Source organism: Sneathiella sp. D3-11 (assembly GCF_055809395.1).
The window spans coordinates 1,411,882-1,435,385 of the sequence record NZ_CM147911.1; the positions used below are offsets into that span (position 1 = coordinate 1,411,882).

A 23,504-nucleotide genomic window follows, 5' to 3' on the forward strand; every position below is an offset into this window, starting at 1 on the left:
TACCTCTTTTATTATTTTTTTGGTTTTAATTTCCGGCAGGCTCAAACATGGGTACGGGAGGCCCGTCACCTTCAGTTTCGGCAAAACATACCTTTACTTCCTGATCAATTTCCAACGCATCAAAATCGCAATTGACGATATTCGTCATCATACGAATATCAGTGCCCGCGAGTGTGACATAGGCAATTGCATAAGGAATCGGTGCCGCGCGAAACACGCTAAAAGAATAGATATGCGCCCGACCATCGCTTTCCTTGAAGTAAGTATCATCACTGCCGCAATGCGGGCAAATAGACCGGGGATAATAATGTGGGGCCTCACAGGAGCGGCAATATTTCACCAACAGTTTGCCATCACGAATGCCATCCCAAAAGGGGCGGGTTTCTTCTTCGATATGCGGGGCGGGTATGGTTCTTTGTTCTGTCATTGTTATACCCTTTCCAAGATTAATGTACCTGCAGCGTGTCTCGTTCCAAGCGACCCACCCGTTCCATGGGCAACGACAAGATCGCAGTTCGCAACCTGAACAGCCGGATGTGCTTCCCCTCTTAGCTGACGCACGGCCTCAATTACTTTCGTCATGCCGCCGCGGTTGCCCGGATGGTTATTGCAGAGCCCGCCGCCATCTGTATTGAAGGGTAATTTTCCGACGCCGGAGATGAGATTGCCATCAGCGACAAATTTGCCACCGTCCCCTTTGGCGCAAAACCCGAGATCTTCAAGCTGGATAAGAACGGTAATAGTAAAGCTGTCATAGATTGACGCATATTTGATATCAGACGGTTTTACACCCGCTTCAGCAAATGCCGCAGGCCCTGAAAACGCGCCTGCCGAATAGGTTAGATCAACATGTCCGCCCATCTGATGCTTGGGAGCTTCGCCCGCGCCCATGATCCGTACCTTCGGACGATTGAGTTCCGCCGCAACTTCGGGCGCCACCACAACCAATGCTCCGCCCCCATCACTGATCACGCAGCAATCGAGACGATGGAGCGGGTCGGCAATCATCGGCGAATTCACAACCTCATCGACCGTGACTACCTTTTGTAACATGGCATTGGGGTTGTGCTGCGCATGATGAGAGGCGGCAACCTTGATCCAGGCCAATTGCTCGCTCGTCGTCCCAAACTCATGCATATGACGCCGGGCGCACATTGCATAGTTATTGACAATTGTCGGCGCAAACGGGAGTTCGAAGGCAACATCAGGGGAGTCTATGCCGTAATTGCGTGGCTTGGTGCCTGTTGCCTCACCGGAAGAGCGAGGCTTACCTGCGAGCGTGATCAAGGCCACCTTGCATTTGCCTTCTGCAATCGCTTGCGCCGCATGAGCTACATGGATCACATAGGACGATCCGCCGGTTTCCGTGGTGTCGATATGGCGCAATTTCAGCCCCATATAATCGATCATGGAAAGACCGCCTAATCCCGGCGCATCACCAGCACAGAAATAGCCATCGACATCGTCCTTGGTCAGGCCTGCATCTTCAAGCGCCCCTTTGGCAACTTCCGCGTGGAGTTGTGCGAGTGATTTACCGACAGCCTTTCGCGTCGGATGCTCATATGCTCCAACGATATAGGCTTTCCCTTTTATGGTCATGAGAAAGATACCTTATTGTTATTATTATCCATGCATTTACGGCATGTTTCGGACGATAAACGTAGCAAAGCGCCATCGGACATTCAACGATATAATGCTGCGGGACGGCCAAGGGGTACGACGATGTATAAAAAAGCCGGAGGAGACACAGTCTCAACTCCGGCTTTATATTGGTGGCTCCTCCCAGACTCGAACTGGGGACACATGGATTATGATTCCACCGCTCTAACCAACTGAGCTAAGGAGCCACAGAGAAGGCAGCCAATCCGCGTAAACATACGAGCGGCTGGCGCTTTGAAGCCCGGTTTTTAGGGTTTTTACAATGTTCTGTCAAGCAAGGAAATAACAATAATCAGGCCAACCGACGCTGATTGTCAGCGATTTTAACAGGCGCCTCCGTTCCGGCAATCCAGCCCCCGCCAAGAAGCCGGTCGCTGTCATACATGACGCAAGCCTGTCCAGCGGAAACACCCGGTTCCGCTTTTGCGAGATGAACCTCTGCCCAGCCGCCCGGAGCGCCAAAAACGGTCGCCGTCATCGGTTCCTGTGTCGACCGGACCTTGACCATCACCTCCGTACCGTGTTCGCTGAGTGGAACATCACCGATCCAGTTCATTTCCCGCAAGGTGAGTTTAGAGACAAGAAGCGCCTCTGTTGGTCCCACGATGACCCGGTTTCGGTTTGGATCAATCCGAACGACATAAAGCGGGTTTCCGGTCGCAATGCCGAGACCACGACGCTGACCAATTGTGTAATTGATGATTCCCGTGTGCTGGCCCAGAATATTGCCGTCCAGATCGACAATATCCCCCGGCACAGCTGAACCCGGCCGCATGCGTTCAATAACTTTTGCGTAGTTGCCGTTCGGAACGAAGCAAATATCCTGACTTTCAGGCTTTGCCGCGACTGCCAGATTGTATTTATCGGCAAGCGCGCGCGTTTCTTCTTTCGTCAAATTACCGAGAGGAAAACGAAGATAGTCTGCCTGCTCCTGCGTCGTTGCAAACAGGAAGTAGCTCTGGTCCTTGATGGCATTGCGCCCACGAAAGAGATGAGCCTTGCCGCCACTGTCGTCGCGGCGAAGGTAATGACCGGTCGCCAATGCAACAGCCCCCAAATCTTTCGATGTTTCCAAAAGATCCCGGAATTTCACGGTCTGATTACATCTCACGCAAGGTACCGGGGTTTCGCCGCGTAAATAGCTGTCGGCGAATTCATCCATTACGCTATCCTGAAACCGGCTTTCATAATCAAGGACATAGTGGGGAATGCCAACGGCCTCCGCCACACGCCGCGCATCATGGATGTCCTGACCCGCGCAGCAGGCGCCTTTTTTCTGAACTGCCGCGCCATGATCATAAAGCTGCAACGTGATTCCGACCACGTCATAGCCCTGATCTTTAAGAAGCGCAGCCGTAACCGAACTATCGACTCCGCCTGACATGGCGACAACGATGCGGGTATCTTCCGGTGCTGTATCAAACCCTAGTGAATTCATGGCGGGCAATATAGAGCGCGCCAACTAATATGCAAGCCTGTCGCGCTGTAAAACTGCCATTTACAGGAAGTTCAGCAAACTCATACGGTTGATTGTGCTCAACACATTGTAGGACATCTCTAGCGCAAGTTCCCGCTGTGTAAGATTAGCAATCGCCTCGGCGGCGTCGACATCTTCAATATTACTGACGAACACTTTCGTCTGGTCAATCTGTAAATTGAGGGCCTCCATTGTCTCGTCCATCGTTTTTTGATTAAGGCCATTATCACCGCGAAACCCCGCGAGATCATCCAGCATTGTCTCAAGGCTAGCAATTTCACCGACCAGAAAATCCTGATCCTCCTGCGAAAAGGGAGAACCAAAGCTATTGGAAGGGCCGGTTGGCACCGGTGCAGTAGTCGGCACAACGCCATTCGCCCAAAGTGCCAGTCGTTGCAAGGAGGTCATAATCTCCAACCCGATATCATCTGCCAGTACACCGACTTCAAGGGTCCGGTTTTCATCTATCCGCACTGTCGCCTTGAGGTCATTATTCTGGAAAATATCTGTCGGAGGTTCCGCCGCTGCCATCAAGTCATTAATCGTTGAAATATTCACCGGCGGCACATCATTATTGGTTCCGCCAAAGAGATATCCTTCAGTGTTCTGACTATTCAGGAAATTCAGGACCGTTTCAAATGCCCCTTCGACAGTCCCGGAGAGACCTTGCGGTGATGCCGTGTTAATCGTCGACATAACAGCAGACAGTACATCTCCGCCCGCGCTTTCCATACCGGCCAATGCCTGATCATACTGCGCGAGACGACTCATAACTTTGCCGTTGTTCGCCTCATATTGTTCGAGGCGGGATAGCAATGACTTTGATCCAGCAAGATTTGTTACATCCATATGGATGTCCTTGTAGTATTCCGCGACATGTCCCGTGGACACCTGCCGTTGAGCATCTGAAAGCTTATACTGGCTCCCCATCATTTCTTTGATTAGCGTCTGGCTTTGCTGAAATGTTGAAACGCGTGTCATCGTTTTTCTCCTAAACGAGATTAATCAGGACGTCATACATTTCCCGCGCTGTCGTAATGATCTGCGCAGAGGCATTATATGCGTTCTGGTAAATGATAAGATTGGCAAGCTCCTCGTCCATGTTAACGCCAGAAACTGACTGCATTCTGGCTTCGAATTCGCCGCTCAACGCAGCGCGATCACTTTGCAGGCTTTCGGCCCGCGCCGCATCCAGCCCTGATTTTGCCAGTATCTGGGCAGCATAATCACCAAGAGAAACAGAAGATCCTGTCAACCCGCCCACAGTCGCAAACGAAAAGGATTGAGTTGCTAGGTCCTGAAAGGCAAGTGCACCTCGGTTATCCGCTGCGGTGAGCGCAGGCGTTCCTGATGGATCAATTTTTGCGGTTGCCAGAAGCTGGAGGTTGGCCGAGATTGAGGGATCGACAGAAAATTCCAACCCGGCATCTGCCGGATATTGAAGACCGACACCGAACATTTCTGAGAAACTTGTCCCGGTCCCGCCGCGATCCGAAGTATCCGACGGAACATTGATGCTGTAATTCTCAAGCCCGGCGGCAGAGGTGAAGGCCAAGGCGCCATTTGCATCCACTGATGCAGTCACGAAGCCCCCCATGTTACTGTTGATTTCCGTAACAACATCCGCCATCGTTCCGCCAATCGCACCGAAATCCAGAACCATCGAAATGGGTTCTTCCCCATTCGGACCAATCAGCTCCAAGGTTGTCGTCCCAGTAAAACCATGAGCATCGGCCGACGTTAATCCGGTCTTATATGACGTATTTGTCCTCGTCGTTATTAAATCATTCATTCCAAAGAAATGGGAGAATCCACGCTCACCACGTTCGGAAGGATTAGCGGCCTCTTGTCCGATGCCAACACCCGTTGCACCACCTTGTGCGGACATTGTCAGAACTCCGCCCGTGAGGCTCAGTGTTCCGGCACCGAGGGCGCCGTTCACTTCGGCCAAAACATCGGCCATCGTCGTTGTCCCGGGATTATCAAAATCAACCGTATAAGAAGCCACAATATTATTACCGGCATCAAAACTGTAGAACGTTGCCTGACCCGTAAAGCCATGCGGGTCCGCCGCCAGAACGCCTGTTCCGCTCCCTGTCAACGTTGCAGGCGGCGGAATGGCAATATTATCGTTATGCACGGCGTTAAACTGATCCGCGACCCCGGAGGCAAGCGCACCGATCTGAGCGGCAAGATTCGGCAGCTCGGTATTTCGCATATCGATCCAGCCACGGAGCGATCCACTCTGTAATTCCGGATCCAGCGCAAGGCCGGTATCCGCTATTGTCTGTGTCGTCGGATCATAAACATTGAGCGTGATCTGATCGAAAATGGTCTGGCTGGTAACATCAGCCGCCGGCGAATAGACGAGCTGGCGCGGCTCAAAATCGAGAAGCTGCTGCCCGGCATCTGTTACCACCGCAATGGCACCATCCGTCATGGAATATGTCTTAATGTCCATGATCTCAGAAATTTCAGAAAGAGCCTGGGACCGTTGGTCTTCCAATTCTCCGACCGGCTGATTGCTCTGCGACGCTGACTTAATTTCCAAATTCAATTCATAGATTCTGAGAATGGCGTCGTTCACGACATTCACTTCTTCCGCAATATGATTATCTGCTTCTTTTCGGAGATCCTGGACCCTTGTGAGCAATCGATCCGTCTCAATCCCAAAATTTGCAATTTCATCAAGCGCTGCCGTTCGCGACACCGACATTGTCGGATCGATCGTCAGCGCGGCAAATGCGGAATTCATACTGTCGAGCTTGCCCGTCAAGGAATTATTCGCCGCTGGATCACCAAGCAGAGACTGCAGCTGACCATAAATTTCCGACATGGCTTTGTATTGTTCGGATCCGGCCGTCGCGAGACGCAGTTCTTTCGCAATAAACTCATCCGTAATACGCCGAACTTCGGATATCTCCACACCAGAGCCAATGCCATTTATATTGATGGCGCTGTATTCAACTGTTTTACGCGCATATCCTTCAGTCTGGACATTGGCGATGTTCGTTGATGTCACATTCAGAGCGGTTTGATGCGCCAGCATACCGCTTACACCGGAGTTAAATATTGCATTCAGGCTCATAATACTTGCTCCAAAGCGTTTGGCATAACGAGTGTTTCACTGGAAAAAATAGCCTCTGCCTGGCAAAAGCTACCGGGTTGCATTTGCGCATCAGTCGCGGAAAAATCCCGAGATATACTTTTAACTGTATGTTTTATATAGTTTTTTAACGTCATATCGAACTGCTCGCATATATTCTTCCGGCACGAAACCCCGCCTTCACCCATAAAGAAAGCAATTTCAATGCCAAGTCGTGATGCCTAATAAGAGAATAGTTCTATCTCAGTCAAAACAGACTGAATGCGCGTGGCATGATTCCGCAGGGTACCAACATTCCAGTTTGGCAACGCCCCCTCGATCCCGGTCCTTTTTTACTCGGCAATATTATCCCTTTCACCCAACAAAGCTGGTGCCATCTGGAATATTTTTCCCGATTTGGCAGTTTATGAGATCATCAAACCCTTATTTTTATTGGCAATTTTAAATTTTACGAAACTGGCCCGATGCTTGCTTCTTATATCGACGAGTAATTATGGCGCGCGACGCATTTATATTGAACGAGAGAGACATCATGGATGTTGGGCAAATAATATCAGCGACGACAGAACCGAAAAATCGGGACAAGGATCCGTATCGGAACGAGGACGAAGATTTCGCAAGTTATGTGAATGAGGCGGCCCCAAAAGATGAGTCGCCTATTAAAGAGAAATCCGCAGGTCAGAATAGCGGCGACGCGGAAGAACCCGCAATGACGCAGAACACGGCACCAGAGAGTTCAGTCAAGGACGACAGTGCGCCTAATGAAGATGTGCCCGCGTCCAACTCCACCCCTGCCGCCGTAGATAAAGCCCCCGCATCTGAAAAAGCTGCAGGTACGCAGGTGGTCGATAGCACGGCCGCGTCAACAGCAGCGTTACCGGCAACCCCGGTCTCTGCTCCAGTTCCAACGGGAACTGACGTAACGGCAGAGAAGTCTCCAACTTCGGTATCCGCACCGGCCATCACCGCAGCAAACGCGCAAGCGCCTACTGTTGGCGCCTCTCCAGAAACTCCAACAGCCGAGAATGATGTAGTGGCAGATGCGGGTAAGAAACCGGAGATAAATGCCAACCCTACCAATATAAAAAATTCTGACGCCACCTCAGCTCAGGCCGCTGCTTCAGTTAGTGGAACGGCGCAAACTGACGCGAAGAAGCCGGCAGAGAAAAATGTGGCGACTACATCTGCCCAACCGGGAAATGAGAAAGCTTTAGCCACAGCTCTATCCGATGCCAAGGCGACTCCCGCCTCCTCGGAAGTGCTTGCCACTATGCGGGCTGAGGCCAACGCCAAGATGAGCGAGAAAGACGTCCTTTCTTCAAAAATTGCCGAGATGATTCAAGACGGGAATGGAAAAATCAGCCTGACTGCTTCAAAGCAGCAGCAAAGTTTCCAGACAGCGCTTGCCAGCAGCACAAATCTGGTCACAGCCAATTTGGCCAATAATGCCACCGCGAATCCAGCCTTGTTGGCCGGAGCCAGCGGTGAAATGGATGGGGCCGGTTCCCAGGCGCCCCTGCCCGTGACAGGCAATGCGCAAGGTCTGCCCTCAGATTCCATGAACCAAACTTTGCCGGCCGCCCCGACGGGGAGTGTCCAGAGTATAGAAGCAACGGCAGCAAATACCGCCAGTCAGGCATCGAATGCTGCCCGTGCTGCCGCTCAATTGCCGGTAGCTGAGCAAGTATCGACACAAATCAGCGCCGCCATCAAGGAGGGGCATGATCGGATCAAGATTAGCCTGCATCCGTCTGAACTCGGCCGGGTCGAGGTAAAACTCGATATTGGTCATGACGGCCGCGTCCTTGCGGCTGTTTCCGTGGACAAGCAGGAAACACTCGACCTCCTGCAGCGGGATGCCCGCAGCCTGGAGCGCGCCCTGCAGGACGCCGGTTTCGATACAGGATCCAACAGCCTGAACTTCAGCCTCAATCAGAATGGTCAGGGTGACCAGGGTGAGGATATGAATTTCGCAAACATGAATCTGCCGATGGGTGAAGCGGGAAGCGATACAGATTTGTCTAATATCCCTCTTCAGACAACGGCTGGGGCGTCAATGAATGACGGCGGCCTAGATATCCAAGTTTAGATAATCGAATAACTTAATTGATTTCAACAAAGTGAGTATTGAATCATGCCGGAAGTAACGTCCACCTCCCAGACCCAGAGCAGCGCCGCACAAACGGCGCAAACAAACCTGGCCAGCAATTTTGATGATTTTCTGACATTGCTGACAACGCAGCTGACCAATCAGGATCCGTTGAATCCGACTGATTCAACGGAGTTTACAAATCAGCTAGTGAACTTCACGAATGTCGAACAGTCGATCGCAACGAACCAGAACCTGGAAGCGCTTGTGCAACTGGAGCAGATGTCGCAACAGAACATGTTGGGCGCGACAATGATCAACTATCTCGGTAAGTCCATTGGCACAAATCTCAATGTTTCCGCATTGAGCGGCGGCAATGCAGCCTGGAATATTGACCTCGGCAGCAGTGCCGAAACCGTCAAGTACGACGTTTACAACCAGAATGGCGACATTGTGTTTTCCGAAACCGCGGAAGGTGTCCCGGGCGGCAAACAGCAATATAGCTGGGACGGCACGACCAAGAATGGAACCGCCGCTGAAGATGGCGCCTATTATCTTGTTGTTACAGGCGAGACAGCCGGCGGCAGCTCCGTCGCTGTCGATTACAGCTTTGAGGGCATCGCATCAAGCGTCGAAACTGTCAACGGCGAGCCCGTCATGATGGTCGGCGATGTTCCAATAGGCCTCGGCTACATCACTTCCGTAACGCAACCAACAACGACTGATCCGTCCGCTTAATCGCGGCTAACAAAGACGCCTTCGCCATTCATTAGGTGGGCGGTAATATTAGGAGAGAAAAAATGAGTTTAACAGCAGCAATGTTTTCCGGTGTTTCGGGACTGGCCGCGCAATCAACGGCGATGGCGACTATCTCGGACAATATTTCCAATACAAACACAATTGGCTACAAGGGCACCAACGCGATTTTCTCTACACTGGTGACCGAAAGCGCCACTGACACAACTTATTCTGCGGGCGGTGTACTAGTTCACCCGCGCGCGCAGATTGACCAGCAAGGCCTGATCACAGCATCGGATTCCACAACACATATGGCAATCGCAGGTGACGGTTTCTTCGTTGTGTCAACAGCAGCAGATCCGACAACCGCAGGCGGTAACTATGTTTACACACGCGCCGGAACTTTTGAACCGGATGCGACTGGCCTCTTGCGCAATGCGCAGGGTTATTACCTGCAGGGCTGGGAAATCGATCCGGATGGCAACATCCCGGCAAACCAGTCTGATCTGGCGGCATTGTCTCCTGTCAATATTACGGGTCTCACAGGTAACGCCGAGGCAACCTCAACCATTAACCTCAAGGCCAACCTTTCGTCCGATCAGACCTCTTTTGGGGCAGGTTATGTCGCAGGCGACATGACAAGTGGAGCGGTTGATCCTCATTTTGTTCGGTCTTTCCAAGTTTATGACAGCATGGGTTCCGCTCACGGCATTACCTTCAATTTCCTGCGGACGGGTTCCGGCGCTACTCCGAATGAATGGACCGTCGAAATCACTGCGGATATTGACGGAGATGGATCAGAAGATATGCTCTCTTCCAGTGTCGCCGCCTTTAATTCCGACGGTACATTGGATCTTGGCTCAACAACACTCACGAATACAATCACCATTCCCTGGGCTGCGGCCTTGGGTATTGATACGCCACAAGCAGTTACGCTGAACTTTGGTTCCGACGGCCTGTCTGACGGCTTTACGCAGTTTGCTTCGAACTCCGAGCTTGTCTCTTCTGAAGTAAACGGTGCTTTGTTCGGTGCCTTCAACGCGGTCTTTATCGATGAGGAAGGAACAGTTATCGCCAAGTTTGATAATGGTACATCAAAGGAAATTTACAAGGTTCCAATTGCGACATTCGCAAACCCGAACGGATTGCAAAACCGTGATGGCAATGCCTATGACGAAACACCCGAGTCAGGAACCTTCACTCTGCGCGAAGCAACCCTGGGCGGAGCTGGCACTATCATCTCCTCGGCAACGGAAGCGTCCACCGTCGATATTGCGGAAGAATTCACACGAATGATCATTACTCAGCGCTCCTACTCCGCGGCGGGTAAAATTATCACGACTGCTGATGAAATGCTTGAGGAATTAATCCGCCTGAAACGATAGGTTTTAGGACTCTGAAACTAACATTTTCATGGCGGGAAATAGGCCCTTCCGCCATGAAGATAAAATTAACCACCCTCATTAGCTGTTTGTTAAATCGATAGGCCTATGATCTGAATTCAAGGCGAAATGTTAAGTATGAGGTAGAGTACAGATGCAGTCGCAAATGGACCGCAAAGTAAATCGGATTATTGGACTGGACGGTCAGCCCATGACGATCCATGATCTGCCGCCGAAAGATACCAAGAGATGGGTCATTCGGCGGAAAGCTGAAGTAGTTGCCGCAGTTCGCGGTGGACTCATCAGTCTAGATGATGCATGTCGACGCTATACGCTTTCAGTCGAGGAATTTTTATCTTGGCAAAAAGCAATTGATAAACACGGCTTGCCAGGACTTCGGACAACCCGGATCCAGGAATACCGTCCAAATGATCCATCTTATAATGGTGACTAGTTAATTTACTTGTTATTCACTTTTCAAAAAGCCCGGCCAACATGCCGGGCTTTTATTTTTTGTCCAACTCGGGCAACGACCATAACCGCCAGCTAGCTGGAAATTTAACCTCACGAAAACCAGCTAGGCAAAAAATTCCATATACCCGGCAAATTTTGCCTGCTGTTAACCAGTTGTTTATCTCCTCATCGTATCTTTTGTGAAGTGGAACAAATTTTACCGGTATTTTAATTGAGTGGGAGCACAAACGTGAACGGAATAAGCCAGCTTCTGCAGAGCCTGGGAACAGTAAGAGTGATTATCCTTGGCGGCGTTGCAGTTGGGTTGATCGCTTTGATCATGTTAATGGCGACGCGGATCAGCAGCCCGGATTTTGCTCTGTTATATGGCGGGCTGGAACCGTCCGACTCCGCAGCCATCGTCTCCAAGCTTGAAGCTGAGAACATTCCGTTTCAGATTTCTGGCAATGGCCGCGATGTCCTTGTTCCAAACGATCAAGTCGCTTTGTTACGCCTCAAAATGGCCGAGGCAGGCCTGCCCAATGGCGGCTCCGTTGGCTATGAAATCTTTGATAACTCCGATACCTTCGGCACGACAAGCTTTGTTCAGAATGTTAATTTTGTCCGAGCACTTGAAGGTGAACTCGCCCGCACAATCCGCGCCCTGAACAACGTCTCCGCCGCACGTGTCCATCTAGTACTGCCAAAACGAGAAGTCTTCAGCCGCGACAAACGAGAGGCCAGCGCCTCAATTGTCTTGAAACTTAACGGCCGGGGACGGTTGACCGACGACCAGATTGCCGCTGTCCAGCATATGACGGCTTCTGCTGTTCCTTCGCTTTCTCCATCCCATATTTCCATCGTCGATGAAAACGGCAATCTGCTTGCGCGAGGCGATGGCAAGGAAACGCAGGGTTTCGGCATCAGTTCGCAAAGCGACTTCAAACGCATCGCGTACGAAAGCCACCTCAAAGAACAGATTGAGCAGCTACTTGAAAAATCATTAGGCCCCGGCAACATCAGAGCCGAAGTCAGCGCCGTTATGGATTTTGATCAGCGCACCATTCAATCGGAAACTTACGATCCAGATAGTCAGGTTGTTCGCTCCTCGCAATTGGTCGAGGAGAACAGTTCCTCTAATGAAGGTGCCACCAACGATCCTGCCGTATCAGTTGCCAATAATCTACCGGAAGCCGGCGCGGATAACGGTGGTGGATCCAACTCCAAGGATGCGGCCTCCCGAACGGAAGAAACAGTCAACTACGAAATCTCAAAGACTGTTACCACGGAAGTACGCGAATCCGGGCCGGTTCGCCGTCTGACAGTCGCCGTCCTTGTCAACGGACGTTCTGAAATTGCTCCGGATGGCACCCGCACTTATGAGGCAATGAGCGAAGAAGCGCTTGCTCAGGTGAGCCGACTTGTTAAATCAACAATCGGCTTTAACGAAGAACGCGGTGATGTCGTCGAAGTGGTCAATATGCCCTTCGCAGAGGTTATAGAAAAATTTTCAGATGAAGAAATCGTCACCGATGAGATCTTCATGGGCCTGACTAAGGCTGATTTGTTCAAAATGGGGGAAATGGGCGTTCTTGTCGTTGTCGCAATCCTTGCGCTACTGCTCGTTGTTCGCCCCCTTCTCAATCGGGCGCTAACCACCGGCACCGCAACACCGGCCCTTGCAGGACCATGGTGGTGCGGCAATGGCAGGAGCACTGCCCGCTGGCGGTGCCGTACCCGCAATTGCCAGTAGTCAGGGGCAGGCAGGAAATGCACAGCAATCTGAAACGCTCAATGAAGTCGATAGCATGATCGACCTAGATAAAGTTGATGGTCAGGTCAAGACCTCAGCGCTCAACAAGGTAAGCGAAATCGTTGACAAGCATCCAGACGAAGCAATTTCCATTCTTCGTAGCTGGCTCTATCACGACGCATAAGGGAACGTCTTTTTATGGTTGCAACTGATACAAAATATCTGACCGGGCCCGACAAAGCGGCCATCATGATGCTCGCCCTCGGAGATGAGCATACAAAGGACCTTTGGACTCGACTCGACGAAGAGGAGATCAAGGAAATCTCACAGGCGATGTCCAACCTCGGATCTGTCTCTGCAGAAGCAATGGAAGCACTATTCGTCGAATTTGCGGGCAAAATTTCTTCGACCGGAAATATCGTTGGCAGCTACGAAGCAACAGAACGGTTGCTTATGAAAGCACTCTCGGGCGACAAGGTCGAGGGTATCATGGAGGAAATTCGTGGCCCAGCAGGCCGCACCATGTGGGATAAGCTGGCCAATGTGAACGAACAGGTTCTCGCCAACTATCTGAAAAATGAATACCCACAGACTGTGGCTGTTGTTATGAGCAAGATCAACCCCGGTCATGCCGCGAAAGTCCTCTCCACCCTGCCCGAAGATTTCTCCCTCGAAGTAGTCAACCGGATGCTGCAGATGGAATCCGTACAGAAAGAGGTTCTCGATAAAATTGAGGATACTTTGCGCAGCGAATTCATGAGCAATCTCGCAAAAACCAATAAGCGGGACAGCCATGAAATGATGGCGGAAATTTTCAATAATTTCGATCGCAATACAGAAGGCCGCTTTATTTCGGCACTGGAAGAGCGGAACCGGGACTCTGCAGAAAAAATCAAGGCGCTGATGTTTACTTTTGAAGATTTGCTCAAGCTTGACCCGGCTGGCGTTCAGACCCTGCTCCGGAATGTTGACAAGGAGCGTCTTGGCATCTGCCTGAAAGGCGCGTCGGAAAGCCTGCGCGACCTTTTCTTTACCAATATGTCAGAGCGAGCTGCCAAAATTCTCCGCGAGGATATGGAGGCGATGGGTCCTGTTCGTCTCAAAGACGTCGATGAAGCGCAAATGGAAATTGTAAATATCGCGAAAGAACTGGCTGATAGCGGCGAAATTATGCTGGCCGATAGCGGCGGCGACGACGAGTTGATTTACTAGGATGCGATTAGATATGACTGCAACCAACAGATTTCTGTTCGACACCGATTTCGGTACGGATCCGTCCGCCCCGAAAACGGCGCAACAGCCAGTTCAGCGCGAAGAACCGATTTTTACGGAGAGCGATGTCACGGCGCTGAAAGCTGAAGCCTTTGAGCAGGGTCTGCGTGAAGGTCAAAACCAATCCCAACAGGAACAGGAAACTGCTGTCGCCGGAACAATGACCGCAATCAGTTCTCAGTTGGAAACGCTCATGTCCAGTCACGAGGCAAAAATTGTTGCCCTAAAACAAGATTCAGCAAGCCTAGCCCTTTCGATTGCATCGAAACTTGCCCCGGCACTAATCGAACTCGCACCCGAGACAGAAGTAAATAAACTGATCGAAGATTGCCTTGCCGATCTTCATGATGAACCTCGGATTGTCATTCGCGCGAATGAACATGTCTGCGAGAAAATTTCCGGAAAGATTGACGAAATCACAAGCCGGGCTGCTTTTCAGGGAAATCTTATCCTTCTTCCTGACGAAACCAAACATGTTGGCGACTGCCGGGTTGAATGGGCTGACGGCGGAACAGAGCGCCGCCTTGAAGATATTGAGGCGCGCCTCGAAGAAGTTATTAATCGCTTTATTCGCTCATCCGGCGAGACAGAGCAGGAAACCCTACAAGTTATGGATCAGCCGACCGCTGAGCAATTTTAAGGAGTGAGACCGTGGCAGAAGATGAAGAACTCAACCTTGAGGACCTGAACAAAGCACCGGCAACGGATAGTGACGTCGCCGTCCAGGATGACGCCGCCGAAGGAATGGCTCTGGAAGGCATCGATGCTGACGATGATACAGAGATTGCCCGCACAGCTTCAGATCTGGAAGCCGTCTTCGACATTCCTGTGCATGTCACCGCAGTTTTGGGGAAATCCCGCATGCGGGTGAGCCAACTTCTCAAACTCGGTCGTGGCGCCGTTATTGAACTGGACCGGAAAGTCGGTGAAGCGATTGACATTTATGTGAATAACCGACTGGTAGCACGCGGGGAGGTCGTTGTTGTTGAAGACCGCCTCGGTGTTACGATGACGGAAATCATCAAGGCTGATCGCCGCTAGTAAACATTGGATAGTGCAGTGAACAAAATTGATTTAGCAACGGTTCTGGGTCTGTTTGGCAGCTTTACGCTGGTGACAGGCGCTGTCCTGCTCGGTGGGTCGATTGGCTCTTTCTTCAATTTGCCATCCGTACTGCTGGTGCTTGGGGGAACTTTCCTCGTCACGACAATCAGCTTTTCCCTGACCGATATTGTCCGCGCTCAGAGATTGGTGCTGAATACGCTATTCACGCGCAATGTGACGCCCGATCTCGCCGCCTACTCTATGCTCGATCTCGCCGATAAATGCCGCGGCAAGGGTGTCCTGCACCTGCAAAATTACATGCAGTCTCTCGACGAGGAGAGTTTTCAGCGCAAATCATTGCAGCTTGTCGTCGATGGCCTGCCCGTGGAAGAGGTCAATCGTATTTTGCAAAATGATCTTAATGGCATGATTGCCCGACACAATGCCTGCTCCAGCGTGCTGCGAAAGGCGGCGGAAGTCGCCCCGGCCATGGGTCTGATCGGTACACTTGTCGGTCTGGTACAAATGCTCGGCAATCTGAATGATCCGTCGAGTATCGGTCCGGCCATGGCCGTTGCCCTGCTCACCACGTTCTACGGGGCTATTCTCGCCAATATGTTCTTTAACCCGCTAGCTTCCAAACTGGAGCGCAATTCAGCGGAGGAAGTAATTCTAAATCGGGTGTTCATGCTCGGTGCTACGTCCATCGGACGGCAGGAAAACCCTCGCCGCCTTGAAATGTTGTTAAACACCCTACTGCCGCCCGCAAATCGCGTGCAGTACTACAGTTAAGTCACTAGGAGAGTAAGTCGATGAGGTTGCTTATAATTGGTTCCCTGAACGGTCAGATTGGCGCTGCCAGCCAGATCGCCATGTCACGCGGCGCCAAGGTCAGTCAGGTGGACGATATCGAGATGGCCATGGCATCACTGCGAGCTGGCAAGGGGGCAGACATGGCAATGATCGATGTCAATCTGCCGATTAAAACCCTAGTAACCATGCTTTCCAGCGAACGGATCAACCTTCCCGTCATTGCGTGCGGTGTGAACACCGACGCAACCTCCGCAGCCAACGCCATTCGCGCAGGCGCGAAGGAATTCCTGCCCCTGCCACCGGATCCCGAACTGATCGCTGCAGTCTTGGAAGCTGTATCCCAGGAAAGCAACAAGCTTGTTTTTGCTGATCCTGTCATGAAAGACGTCGTCGCCTTAGCGGAACAAATCGCCCCCTCATCTGCGTCTGTTCTGATCAATGGCGAAACAGGGACGGGTAAGGAAGTCATGGCAAGCTATCTGCATTCACACAGCAACCGCGCTGACAAACCCTTTGTTTGTGTCAACTGCGCCGCCATTCCAGAAAACCTGTTGGAATCTGAACTCTTCGGCCATGAAAAAGGAGCCTTTACGGGGGCAATTGCCCGGCGCATCGGCAAGTTCGAAGAAGCGAACGGCGGGACGCTCCTTCTTGATGAAATTAGCGAGATGGACATCCAGTTACAGGCAAAATTACTTCGCGCCATTCAGGAAAGGATGATTGATCGCGTCGGCGGCACTAAACCGGTTCCGGTTGATATACGCATCATCGCAACGTCGAACCGTGATCTTGCAGAGGCCGTTGCCGAAAAATCCTTCCGGGAAGATTTACTGTTCCGCTTGAATGTCGTCACGCTAAAAATCCCGCCCCTACGTCAACGCGCGATCGATATCGAAGTTCTCTCCAAACACTTTGCAAAGAAATATTCGGAGTCAAACGGGCTTAGCCATCGGCAGATTCACGATAGCGCCATGGTAAAGCTAAAAGCAAACCCATGGAAAGGGAACGTTCGCGAGCTTGAAAACACGATCCATCGAGCGGTTCTTCTCTGTCAAAGCGATATGATAACCGGGGATGCCATTCTTATGCCCGACGGCAGCGCCACCCCAGCAGATCACGCCGCAACGGTATCAAGCGACGCAGAGAACGGCGTCGCAGCGGCAAGTTCACTCGTCGGACGGAAAGTCGCGGATGTCGAGAAGGATCTTATCTTAAATACGCTGGATCATTGTTTCGGCAATCGTACTCATGCCGCAAACATACTCGGCATTTCCATCCGGACGCTACGGAACAAGCTCAAGCTTTATTCCGGCGATGGCGTCGAGATCCCGGCGGCAACCGGAGACAACCGGTATCAGGCCCGCGCCTGATTGCCTTATGAATTTATTCGAGTTCCGGAGCGTAAACAGTAAATGAGTGAACCTCAATCAACCGCAGCGGCACCGCAGGGAGGCAATGAGCTCCTGCAGCGGATAGTACAGATGGTCGGGCGCAGCGATATCGGTCTCGCCCTTGGCGTTGTCTGTATCCTGGTTGTTCTGATCTTGCCGATGCCAAGCTGGCTGCTGGATTTCAGTCTGGCCATATCGATCACCTTTTCCGTCGTGATTCTGATGACTTGCCTGTTTATATCCAAACCTCTGGATTTCAGCTCGTTCCCAACGGTTCTCCTGATCGCAACGATGTTGCGGCTCGCCCTGAACCTTGCCTCCACACGCCTGATCCTGTCCGAAGGACATACAGGCCCGGATGCAGCCGGTCATGTCATCGCCGCTTTTGGTAGTTTTGTCATGGGCGGCAACTTTGTGATCGGGATTATTGTTTTCTCCATTCTGGTGCTGGTGAATTTCGTTGTCATCACGAAGGGTTCAGGCCGTATTGCGGAAGTCGCCGCCCGGTTTTCTCTAGATGCCATGCCCGGCAAGCAGATGGCGATCGACGCCGATCTTTCTGCGGGCATGATCAACGAGGACACGGCCCGGACACGGCGCAAGGAACTGGAGGATGAAAGCGGGTTTTTCGGCTCCATGGACGGTGCCTCGAAATTTGTTCGCGGCGACGCAATTGCCGGTCTTCTGATTACCTTTATCAACATCATTGGCGGTATCATTATTGGTGTCGCACAGGAGGGTATGTCCTTCGCCGCCGCCGCCGACAGCTATACACTCCTTACTGTTGGTGATGGCCTGGTCAGTCAGGTTCCGGCTCTCATTGTCTCCGTTGCTGCGGGCCTTCTGGTGTCGCGTGGCGGTGTCGTCGGCTCTACGGATAAAGCCCTGCTGGGTCAACTTGGTGGTTATCCCCGTGCGCTCGGCGTAAGCTCTTTCCTTTTGGTTGGCCTCTCTCTTCTCCCCGGTGTTCCGATAATCCCCTTCCTGGTTTTGGCAGGCGGCATCGGTTACTCCGCATTTGTCCTGAACCGTCGGCAGGAGGTGAAGGCCGTCGAGGAAGAGCAGCTTCTGCTTGAAAACAATAAAGCCGCTGTTCCCGCGGAAGAGCCGATCTCCACGGCTCTCGCAATTGATGACCTGCGTCTTGAGCTTGGTTATGGCCTGCTGTCCCTGATCAATGATAATGAAGGTTATCGCCTGACCGATCAGATCAAAGCCCTGCGCCGCCAGATCGCCAGTGAAATGGGTTTCGTGATGCCAAGCGTACGCATCCTCGACAACATGCAGCTTCCTGCTAACAACTACCTGGTAAGGGTCAAGGAGGTTGAGGCCGGAGCAGGCGATGTCCGGCCGAACAATCTCCTGATCATGGATCCACAAGGGCAGAATATTGACCTACCGGGCGAAGAGACGGTCGAGCCAACATTTGGCCTACCCGCCGTTTGGGTTGATACAGGCCAACGCGAGGAAGCATCATTCCGGGGATATACAATTGTCGATCCGGCAACCGTGATCACGACGCACCTGACTGAAATCCTGAAAGACCATATGCCGGATCTGCTGTCATATGCAGAAACGCAGAAGCTTCTCGACGATCTGCCAAGCGTCAACCAGAAGCTTATTGCCGATCTGATCCCAACCCATATTTCGGTAAGCGGCACCCAGCGCATTTTACAAAATCTTCTTTCCGAGCGAGTCTCCATTCGTGACTTGCCAACCATTCTAGAAGGAATTTCGGAGGCGACAGGATACTCGCAGAATATCAATATCATCACGGAGCACGTTCGTGCCCGGCTGGCACGCCAAATCTCTGCAGTAAACACAGCAGAAGATGGTTATATTCCGTTGATTACGCTTACCCCGCAATGGGAGCAAAATTTCGCCAATGCTATTGTCGGACAGGGAGATGATCGGCAACTATCCATGGCACCAAGTCAGTTGCAGGAATTTATCGCAAGGGTAAGAGAGGTATTTGAAACATTGGCAAGTCAAGGGCATAACCCTGTTATGCTGACAAGTCCGGCGATCCGCCCTTATGTCCGGTCCATCGTGGAACGCTTCCGTCCATCAACGGTAGTTATGTCACAGAACGAAATTCATCCAAAAGCCAGATTAAAAACCCTGGCGCAGGTCTGAGGCAGCGATAGATGCGGATCAAAACCTATACAGCTCCGACCATGGAAAAGGCGATAAATTTGCTGCGCCTTGAAATGGGGCCAGAAGCGATCATCCTGTCCAGCCAAAACATAGACAGCGGTGATGTACAACTGACGGCTGCAGTTGAACAAACCGATACTGTGACGCCGCTAAATAACGGCGCATGGGCGACAGAATGGGATAGCGACTGGAAAGCGGAAGTAGCAGAACCGCCCCGCGCAAAATCAAACGGGAATAACTGTCCACCAAAGAATGCCAAAGCGGTCACCTCCCCATCGGAAACCTCCGACGAGAAACAAATCACACCGAAGATGGAAGCGCTCGTCCAGTCGATGGCCTATCACGGAATTCCGCCAATTCTTGCTGAAAAGCTCTGCCGGACGGCGCTTGCCGTCAAATCGGAAGACACAGAATTGGCCCTCGCGGCAGCACTGGATAGCCATTTTAATTACGCTGCGCGTAGTTCAGGCCACAAACTGCCCATAATGCTTGTCGGTCCGCCCGGCGTTGGCAAAACAACAACGCTTGCAAAATTTGCCGCCGCAGGAAAGCTGGAGGGACGAAAGGTGCATGTTATCACCACGGACACCAGCCGAGCCGGCGCGATTGAGCAGCTAAAGGCATATACGGATATTCTTGAATTTGATTTTGAAATAGCCGAAACGCCAGAACAGCTCGCATCTCTTGTTCATAAAAAGAAAGAGATAGAGAACATCGATCTCCTTATCGATACCGCCGGTGTTAATGTCTATGATGAGGAGGATGTTACCAAACTTACCCGGCTTATCATTGCCGCCAAGGCAGAACCTGTCGCTGTCCTCGCCGCCGGCACCGATACCGCGGAAATGAGTGATACAGCCGAGGGCTTTGCGACGTTGGGAGCGCGGCGATTGATCGTGACGCGCCTCGATACCACACGGCGCTATGGCGGTGTTTTTACTGCCGCCCATACCGCCAAGCTTAACTTTTCCTACGCTAGCGTATCCTCATCAGTTGCCACCGGTCTCCATACCATCAATCCGGTAAACCTCGCCCGACTGCTATTGAGAGATCCGACCCAACCCAAAGTCGACAAAGAATTTGACAAGGTAAAGCCATGATTCAGACCGAAAGCCCTCTGCGCAACCGTCCATCACACCATCCTGCAACCGAGCCTGCAGGTAAGAACCTCATTACAATTGCGTCAGGTAAGGGTGGTGTCGGCAAAACGGTTCTCGCCATTAGTCTTGCTGAGGCCTTAGCCAAAGCCGGAAAAAAGGTTTTGCTTTTTGACGGGGATGTCGGGCTTGCCAATGTAGACATCCAACTCGGGATCATGCCTGAAAAGGACCTAGCGACCGTTATCACAGGCGAATTGGCATTAAAAGACGTGATTTTTAAGTGCCCTGCAGGAGGGTTCGATCTTATCGCGGGCCGGTCAGGATCAGGTTCATTAGGCAGTATGTCCGTGGGTCAGCTTAAGAAAGTCCGAGAGGACCTGGCCGCACTCGACAATAAATATGATTTCATCATTTTGGATCTTGGCGCGGGCGTCGATGACGCGGTGAAGACACTTTCAAATGGGCAAGGACCGAAACTGGTGGTCACCACTGGCGACCCAACATCGCTCACTGACGCCTATGCCTATATCAAGGTGACATCACAAATGATGCCGGGGGCAGATCTGCGTGTCTTGATAAACATGGCGAAATCAGAGGCTGATGGGCAGAAAATATACGAAAAACTGCTGAGCGCCTGCCGGAATTTCCTGAAATTCGAACCCCCGCTCGCCGGGATTATCGAACTGGATGAGAAGGTTTCCAATGCGATCCGCGCACAGGCCGGACTTATGACACGATACCCGACCAGCAAAGCGGCCGGGAATGTTGACACCCTTGCGCAGAACATCATCAAGGGAGCTGCATAATAATGCGGTAACAATGAATGAGTGGAATTCGCTCACCATCAGGCGTGTCATCCGGACTGGCCGGCAGCGCCAAATCCCCCTCCTCAGGGCAGGGACCGGTCCAACCGGCGACCCCTGCTGCGCCAACGGGAGAACAGACTGGCCTACCCGCCCGCACACCGCAGCAACCCAAACCATCCGCCACAATCAGCGAAAATACGCCAATAAATGCTGTCGTAATGGCAAAATCCACGAACGACAATATCGTTCTTCACTCCGTTTTTGGCAATTTTCGGATTACCACACCAACTCCCCTGACCGTCGGTAGTTATATCGTCTTTGAAGTAGTCGAAATGCAGGAAGTCATTCTGGCGCGATTACTTGCCATGAATGGCCGGAGTTTTTCTCCGCCTATCGACGTCAGATTATTACCTACTGTTGAGAAGCCAGCCTTTGGCGCGGAAGGATATTTGAAGGCCGGGCAGTTGCATCCGCTTGCGCCAAAATCGGAAACGCAAAACCTTGCCGCTTCATTATCGCCGTCTGACAAGGCCGCAACAATCAACCCGAAAACCCCGGCCCAACTCTCGGCCCTGGTATCACAGCCACCGACCGAAAAACAAGTTCCTCCCCCCACAGGAAACATGGCAGCGATTCAAAGCGAAGGTGTCTCAAAATCAAATCAGGTAGGACTCGCAGCCTATCAGAAGTACCACAATCCCTCAATTCCGGTGGCGCAAGGTGCGGCGGGTCAAACAACGTCTACCCCTATCGAATCACCCAAGTTACCGGATGCAATACAACGGCACATAATTGTTGCTGACGTCCTCCGGCTACCAACTCCGACAACTGTTGAAACACCCAAAGGATCAATTCCGATTTCGGAAGGGACAAAAATCAATCTGGTTGTTCGCCCGCAACAGATGGCTGGTTCCCTCTCTCCCCGTGACGGCCTATTTCAGGGGACGGTAATTGCGCTCAGCAGTGCATCGGCAACCAATGGGAATAGTCGCGTAACCCTGCAAACGCCTATTGGAACGCTCTCCTATACAACAACAACCCCTCCCGCGACGGGGACAACTGTGCAGTTTTCCATCGCGGACCGTATTAATGTTTTCCCTCTTCCCAATGCGGAAATCCAGCAACCTGGCGGGCGTCTTCCTACGATCAGAGTTATGGGAGATTGGCAGAATCTTCGCGAATCCCTTAACCTCGTGGCCCAGCAGGATCCCATCATTGCGCAAACCGTGATCAATCAAATTTTACCACAACCCAACACCCAACTTTCTAACAGTCTGCTGTTCTTCATGGCGGCGTTAAATCTGGGTTCTATCGAGAAATGGCTGGGCCAGGATTTCGCCCATGCCCTGAAAGCAGCGGGCCGCGCCCCTCTTCTGCAAGCGCTCGAAGATGATTTCGCAACTTTTTCACGGTTGCAGTCGGATACCGGCGGACAGGATTGGAAGTCCCTTAACTTCCCTTTTTTCGACGGGCACAACCTGAGACAGGTGCGTATGTTCCATCGACAGAGAAAAGATCCGGACAATGCCGATCCGGATAAAGATACGACCCGCTTTGTAATCGAGCTTAATTTAACTAAATCAGGACAGCTACAGCTTGATGGTCTCTTCAAGCAAAGCATCTTTGATCTTGCGGTTCGCAGCCATCAGGCAATCCCGGAGGAAATGCGCCTTCACATCGGCAAGCTTTTCAATGAACATATGGAAATTTCAGGCCTAAAAGGACAGCTAATTTTCAAGGCGGTTCCCTCGTTTCCCATTGAGCCGCTGTCAGAATGGGAAAGCGGTCATGATATCGCCAGCAGCATTTAAATGCCAAGCTCCGTGCGCACGGCCTTGGTAAGCTTAGCCTTTATGATGGAATAGGCTTCGTGAATATAGGTTTCTATATCCTGATCCGTCATCGCATCCCTCTCAACCAGTTGTACCCATTTCGCCCTCGCGAGATAGGGAGCCGGAATGATGCCATCCTGTTCAATAAGGATTGCATAGGTAAGATCGCTGCACTTAAAACCAATTTTCTCTGCCTTCCCCGGTCCCCAGTTTGAACAGATGGCGAAAATCTTCCCTCCAACCTTCCAGACAGACGCATTTCCCCACTGCACGACATTGGTGACGGCGGGCAGGGTGTTACAGAACCGGTCAAACTCGTCTCTCGTCATTATTTACCTTTCCTCCCACAATAATGGTCCTGTCCTTAAGTTTGCATAACATACTCCCAACATTCGACCTTGATAGATCGCGATCGCTGCGCCATATTCCCGG

Annotated in this window: 21 protein-coding genes and 1 tRNA gene; 15 read left to right on the forward strand and 7 right to left on the reverse strand. The window is 51.7% G+C overall.

Going from position 1 to position 23,504, the window contains the following annotated elements; genetic code table 11:
• Nucleotides 1–25 precede the first annotated feature (25 nt).
• The 6 genes from AC0L73_RS07300 to flgK all read right to left on the reverse strand — a co-directional run bounded on the left by AC0L73_RS07300 (nt 26) and on the right by flgK (nt 6,224).
• Nucleotides 26–427 (reverse strand): Zn-ribbon domain-containing OB-fold protein, encoded by a 402-nt coding sequence (locus tag AC0L73_RS07300; protein ID WP_227952859.1) that lies wholly within the window; start codon nt 425–427, stop codon nt 26–28.
• Between the two features lie 2 nt (nt 428–429).
• A complete protein-coding gene (locus AC0L73_RS07305) occupies nt 430–1,599 on the reverse strand; it encodes a thiolase domain-containing protein (protein ID WP_473655224.1) in 1,170 nt (389 codons plus the stop codon).
• Nucleotides 1,600–1,770: 171 nt separating this feature from the next.
• A tRNA-Met gene (locus tag AC0L73_RS07310) sits at nt 1,771–1,847 on the reverse strand.
• Nucleotides 1,848–1,951: 104 nt separating this feature from the next.
• A complete protein-coding gene (gene mnmA, locus AC0L73_RS07315; RefSeq protein WP_415776556.1) occupies nt 1,952–3,097 on the reverse strand; it encodes a tRNA 2-thiouridine(34) synthase MnmA in 1,146 nt (381 codons plus the stop codon).
• 60 nt (nt 3,098–3,157) lie between these two features.
• Complete coding sequence (locus AC0L73_RS07320) at nt 3,158–4,117, reverse strand: flagellin (protein ID WP_227952853.1); 960 nt, start codon at nt 4,115–4,117, stop codon at nt 3,158–3,160.
• A gap of 10 nt (nt 4,118–4,127) precedes the next feature.
• Nucleotides 4,128–6,224: a flagellar hook-associated protein FlgK gene (flgK, locus tag AC0L73_RS07325; protein ID WP_227952851.1), complete on the reverse strand. Its 2,097-nt coding sequence runs from the start codon at nt 6,222–6,224 to the stop codon at nt 4,128–4,130.
• A 511-nt stretch (nt 6,225–6,735) separates the two neighbouring features.
• Here flgK and AC0L73_RS07330 point away from each other — a divergent pair.
• From AC0L73_RS07330 to AC0L73_RS07400, 15 genes are all read left to right on the forward strand, one after another.
• Nucleotides 6,736–8,331, forward strand: coding sequence for a flagellar hook-length control protein FliK (locus AC0L73_RS07330; RefSeq protein WP_473655225.1), 1,596 nt, complete (start codon nt 6,736–6,738; stop codon nt 8,329–8,331).
• 45 nt (nt 8,332–8,376) lie between these two features.
• Nucleotides 8,377–9,069 (forward strand): flagellar hook assembly protein FlgD, encoded by a 693-nt coding sequence (locus tag AC0L73_RS07335; RefSeq protein WP_227952841.1) that lies wholly within the window; start codon nt 8,377–8,379, stop codon nt 9,067–9,069.
• A gap of 62 nt (nt 9,070–9,131) precedes the next feature.
• Nucleotides 9,132–10,454 (forward strand): flagellar hook protein FlgE, encoded by a 1,323-nt coding sequence (gene flgE / locus AC0L73_RS07340; RefSeq protein WP_227952839.1) that lies wholly within the window; start codon nt 9,132–9,134, stop codon nt 10,452–10,454.
• A 151-nt stretch (nt 10,455–10,605) separates the two neighbouring features.
• Nucleotides 10,606–10,905 carry a CtrA inhibitor SciP gene (sciP, locus tag AC0L73_RS07345; RefSeq protein ID WP_227952837.1) on the forward strand — a complete coding sequence of 100 codons (300 nt, stop codon included), beginning with the start codon at nt 10,606–10,608 and terminating at the stop codon, nt 10,903–10,905.
• Nucleotides 10,906–11,154: 249 nt separating this feature from the next.
• Nucleotides 11,155–12,657 carry a flagellar basal-body MS-ring/collar protein FliF gene (gene fliF / locus AC0L73_RS07350; protein WP_473655226.1) on the forward strand — a complete coding sequence of 501 codons (1,503 nt, stop codon included), beginning with the start codon at nt 11,155–11,157 and terminating at the stop codon, nt 12,655–12,657.
• Nucleotides 12,608–12,841, forward strand: a complete 234-nt coding sequence (locus AC0L73_RS07355) for a hypothetical protein (RefSeq protein ID WP_473655227.1) — start codon at nt 12,608–12,610, stop codon at nt 12,839–12,841. The genes fliF and AC0L73_RS07355 overlap by 50 nt, the downstream gene beginning before the upstream one ends.
• A gap of 14 nt (nt 12,842–12,855) precedes the next feature.
• Nucleotides 12,856–13,869, forward strand: coding sequence for a flagellar motor switch protein FliG (gene fliG, locus AC0L73_RS07360; RefSeq protein WP_227952834.1), 1,014 nt, complete (start codon nt 12,856–12,858; stop codon nt 13,867–13,869).
• A 13-nt stretch (nt 13,870–13,882) separates the two neighbouring features.
• Nucleotides 13,883–14,569: a FliH/SctL family protein gene (locus AC0L73_RS07365; protein ID WP_473655228.1), complete on the forward strand. Its 687-nt coding sequence runs from the start codon at nt 13,883–13,885 to the stop codon at nt 14,567–14,569.
• 104 nt (nt 14,570–14,673) lie between these two features.
• Nucleotides 14,674–14,970: a flagellar motor switch protein FliN gene (fliN, locus tag AC0L73_RS07370; protein WP_473655423.1), complete on the forward strand. Its 297-nt coding sequence runs from the start codon at nt 14,674–14,676 to the stop codon at nt 14,968–14,970.
• An 18-nt stretch (nt 14,971–14,988) separates the two neighbouring features.
• Nucleotides 14,989–15,765 carry a motility protein A gene (locus AC0L73_RS07375; protein WP_227952828.1) on the forward strand — a complete coding sequence of 259 codons (777 nt, stop codon included), beginning with the start codon at nt 14,989–14,991 and terminating at the stop codon, nt 15,763–15,765.
• 20 nt (nt 15,766–15,785) lie between these two features.
• Entirely contained in the window at nt 15,786–17,156 is a 1,371-nt protein-coding gene (flbD, locus tag AC0L73_RS07380; protein ID WP_473655229.1) for a sigma-54-dependent transcriptional regulator FlbD, read from the forward strand.
• 42 nt (nt 17,157–17,198) lie between these two features.
• The gene (gene flhA, locus AC0L73_RS07385) at nt 17,199–19,313 is read left to right on the forward strand and encodes a flagellar biosynthesis protein FlhA (protein WP_473655230.1); all 2,115 of its coding nucleotides are present in this window, start codon (nt 17,199–17,201) and stop codon (nt 19,311–19,313) included.
• Nucleotides 19,314–19,324: 11 nt separating this feature from the next.
• Nucleotides 19,325–20,434, forward strand: a complete 1,110-nt coding sequence (locus AC0L73_RS07390) for a flagellar biosynthesis protein FlhF (RefSeq protein ID WP_473655231.1) — start codon at nt 19,325–19,327, stop codon at nt 20,432–20,434.
• Nucleotides 20,431–21,240 carry a nucleotide-binding protein gene (locus AC0L73_RS07395; protein ID WP_473655232.1) on the forward strand — a complete coding sequence of 270 codons (810 nt, stop codon included), beginning with the start codon at nt 20,431–20,433 and terminating at the stop codon, nt 21,238–21,240. The genes AC0L73_RS07390 and AC0L73_RS07395 overlap by 4 nt, the downstream gene beginning before the upstream one ends.
• A 17-nt stretch (nt 21,241–21,257) precedes the next feature.
• Nucleotides 21,258–23,051, forward strand: coding sequence for a hypothetical protein (locus AC0L73_RS07400; RefSeq protein WP_473655233.1), 1,794 nt, complete (start codon nt 21,258–21,260; stop codon nt 23,049–23,051).
• Here AC0L73_RS07400 and AC0L73_RS07405 read toward each other — a convergent pair.
• Complete coding sequence (locus tag AC0L73_RS07405; protein ID WP_473655234.1) at nt 23,048–23,401, reverse strand: MmcQ/YjbR family DNA-binding protein; 354 nt, start codon at nt 23,399–23,401, stop codon at nt 23,048–23,050. The genes AC0L73_RS07400 and AC0L73_RS07405 overlap by 4 nt on opposite strands.
• Nucleotides 23,402–23,504 lie beyond the last annotated feature (103 nt).

What these genes read in the sequence shown, in the direction of transcription:
- AC0L73_RS07390 (WP_473655231.1), top strand. Translation starts at nt 19,325, where the DNA reads ATGCGGATCAAAACCTATACAGCTCCGACCATGGAAAAGGCGATAAAT.
- AC0L73_RS07330 (WP_473655225.1), top strand. Translation starts at nt 6,736, where the DNA reads ATGGCGCGCGACGCATTTATATTGAACGAGAGAGACATCATGGATGTT.
- fliN (WP_473655423.1), top strand. Translation starts at nt 14,674, where the DNA reads ATGGCTCTGGAAGGCATCGATGCTGACGATGATACAGAGATTGCCCGC.
- AC0L73_RS07395 (WP_473655232.1), top strand. Translation starts at nt 20,431, where the DNA reads ATGATTCAGACCGAAAGCCCTCTGCGCAACCGTCCATCACACCATCCT.
- AC0L73_RS07365 (WP_473655228.1), top strand. Translation starts at nt 13,883, where the DNA reads ATGACTGCAACCAACAGATTTCTGTTCGACACCGATTTCGGTACGGAT.
- AC0L73_RS07335 (WP_227952841.1), top strand. Translation starts at nt 8,377, where the DNA reads ATGCCGGAAGTAACGTCCACCTCCCAGACCCAGAGCAGCGCCGCACAA.
- flgK (WP_227952851.1), bottom strand. Translation starts at nt 6,224, where the DNA reads ATGAGCCTGAATGCAATATTTAACTCCGGTGTAAGCGGTATGCTGGCG.
- AC0L73_RS07320 (WP_227952853.1), bottom strand. Translation starts at nt 4,117, where the DNA reads ATGACACGCGTTTCAACATTTCAGCAAAGCCAGACGCTAATCAAAGAA.
- AC0L73_RS07405 (WP_473655234.1), bottom strand. Translation starts at nt 23,401, where the DNA reads ATGACGAGAGACGAGTTTGACCGGTTCTGTAACACCCTGCCCGCCGTC.
- AC0L73_RS07305 (WP_473655224.1), bottom strand. Translation starts at nt 1,599, where the DNA reads ATGACCATAAAAGGGAAAGCCTATATCGTTGGAGCATATGAGCATCCG.
- flbD (WP_473655229.1), top strand. Translation starts at nt 15,786, where the DNA reads ATGAGGTTGCTTATAATTGGTTCCCTGAACGGTCAGATTGGCGCTGCC.
- sciP (WP_227952837.1), top strand. Translation starts at nt 10,606, where the DNA reads ATGCAGTCGCAAATGGACCGCAAAGTAAATCGGATTATTGGACTGGAC.
- AC0L73_RS07355 (WP_473655227.1), top strand. Translation starts at nt 12,608, where the DNA reads ATGGCAGGAGCACTGCCCGCTGGCGGTGCCGTACCCGCAATTGCCAGT.
- AC0L73_RS07400 (WP_473655233.1), top strand. Translation starts at nt 21,258, where the DNA reads ATGAGTGGAATTCGCTCACCATCAGGCGTGTCATCCGGACTGGCCGGC.
- mnmA (WP_415776556.1), bottom strand. Translation starts at nt 3,097, where the DNA reads ATGAATTCACTAGGGTTTGATACAGCACCGGAAGATACCCGCATCGTT.
- flgE (WP_227952839.1), top strand. Translation starts at nt 9,132, where the DNA reads ATGAGTTTAACAGCAGCAATGTTTTCCGGTGTTTCGGGACTGGCCGCG.
- fliG (WP_227952834.1), top strand. Translation starts at nt 12,856, where the DNA reads ATGGTTGCAACTGATACAAAATATCTGACCGGGCCCGACAAAGCGGCC.
- flhA (WP_473655230.1), top strand. Translation starts at nt 17,199, where the DNA reads ATGAGTGAACCTCAATCAACCGCAGCGGCACCGCAGGGAGGCAATGAG.
- AC0L73_RS07300 (WP_227952859.1), bottom strand. Translation starts at nt 427, where the DNA reads ATGACAGAACAAAGAACCATACCCGCCCCGCATATCGAAGAAGAAACC.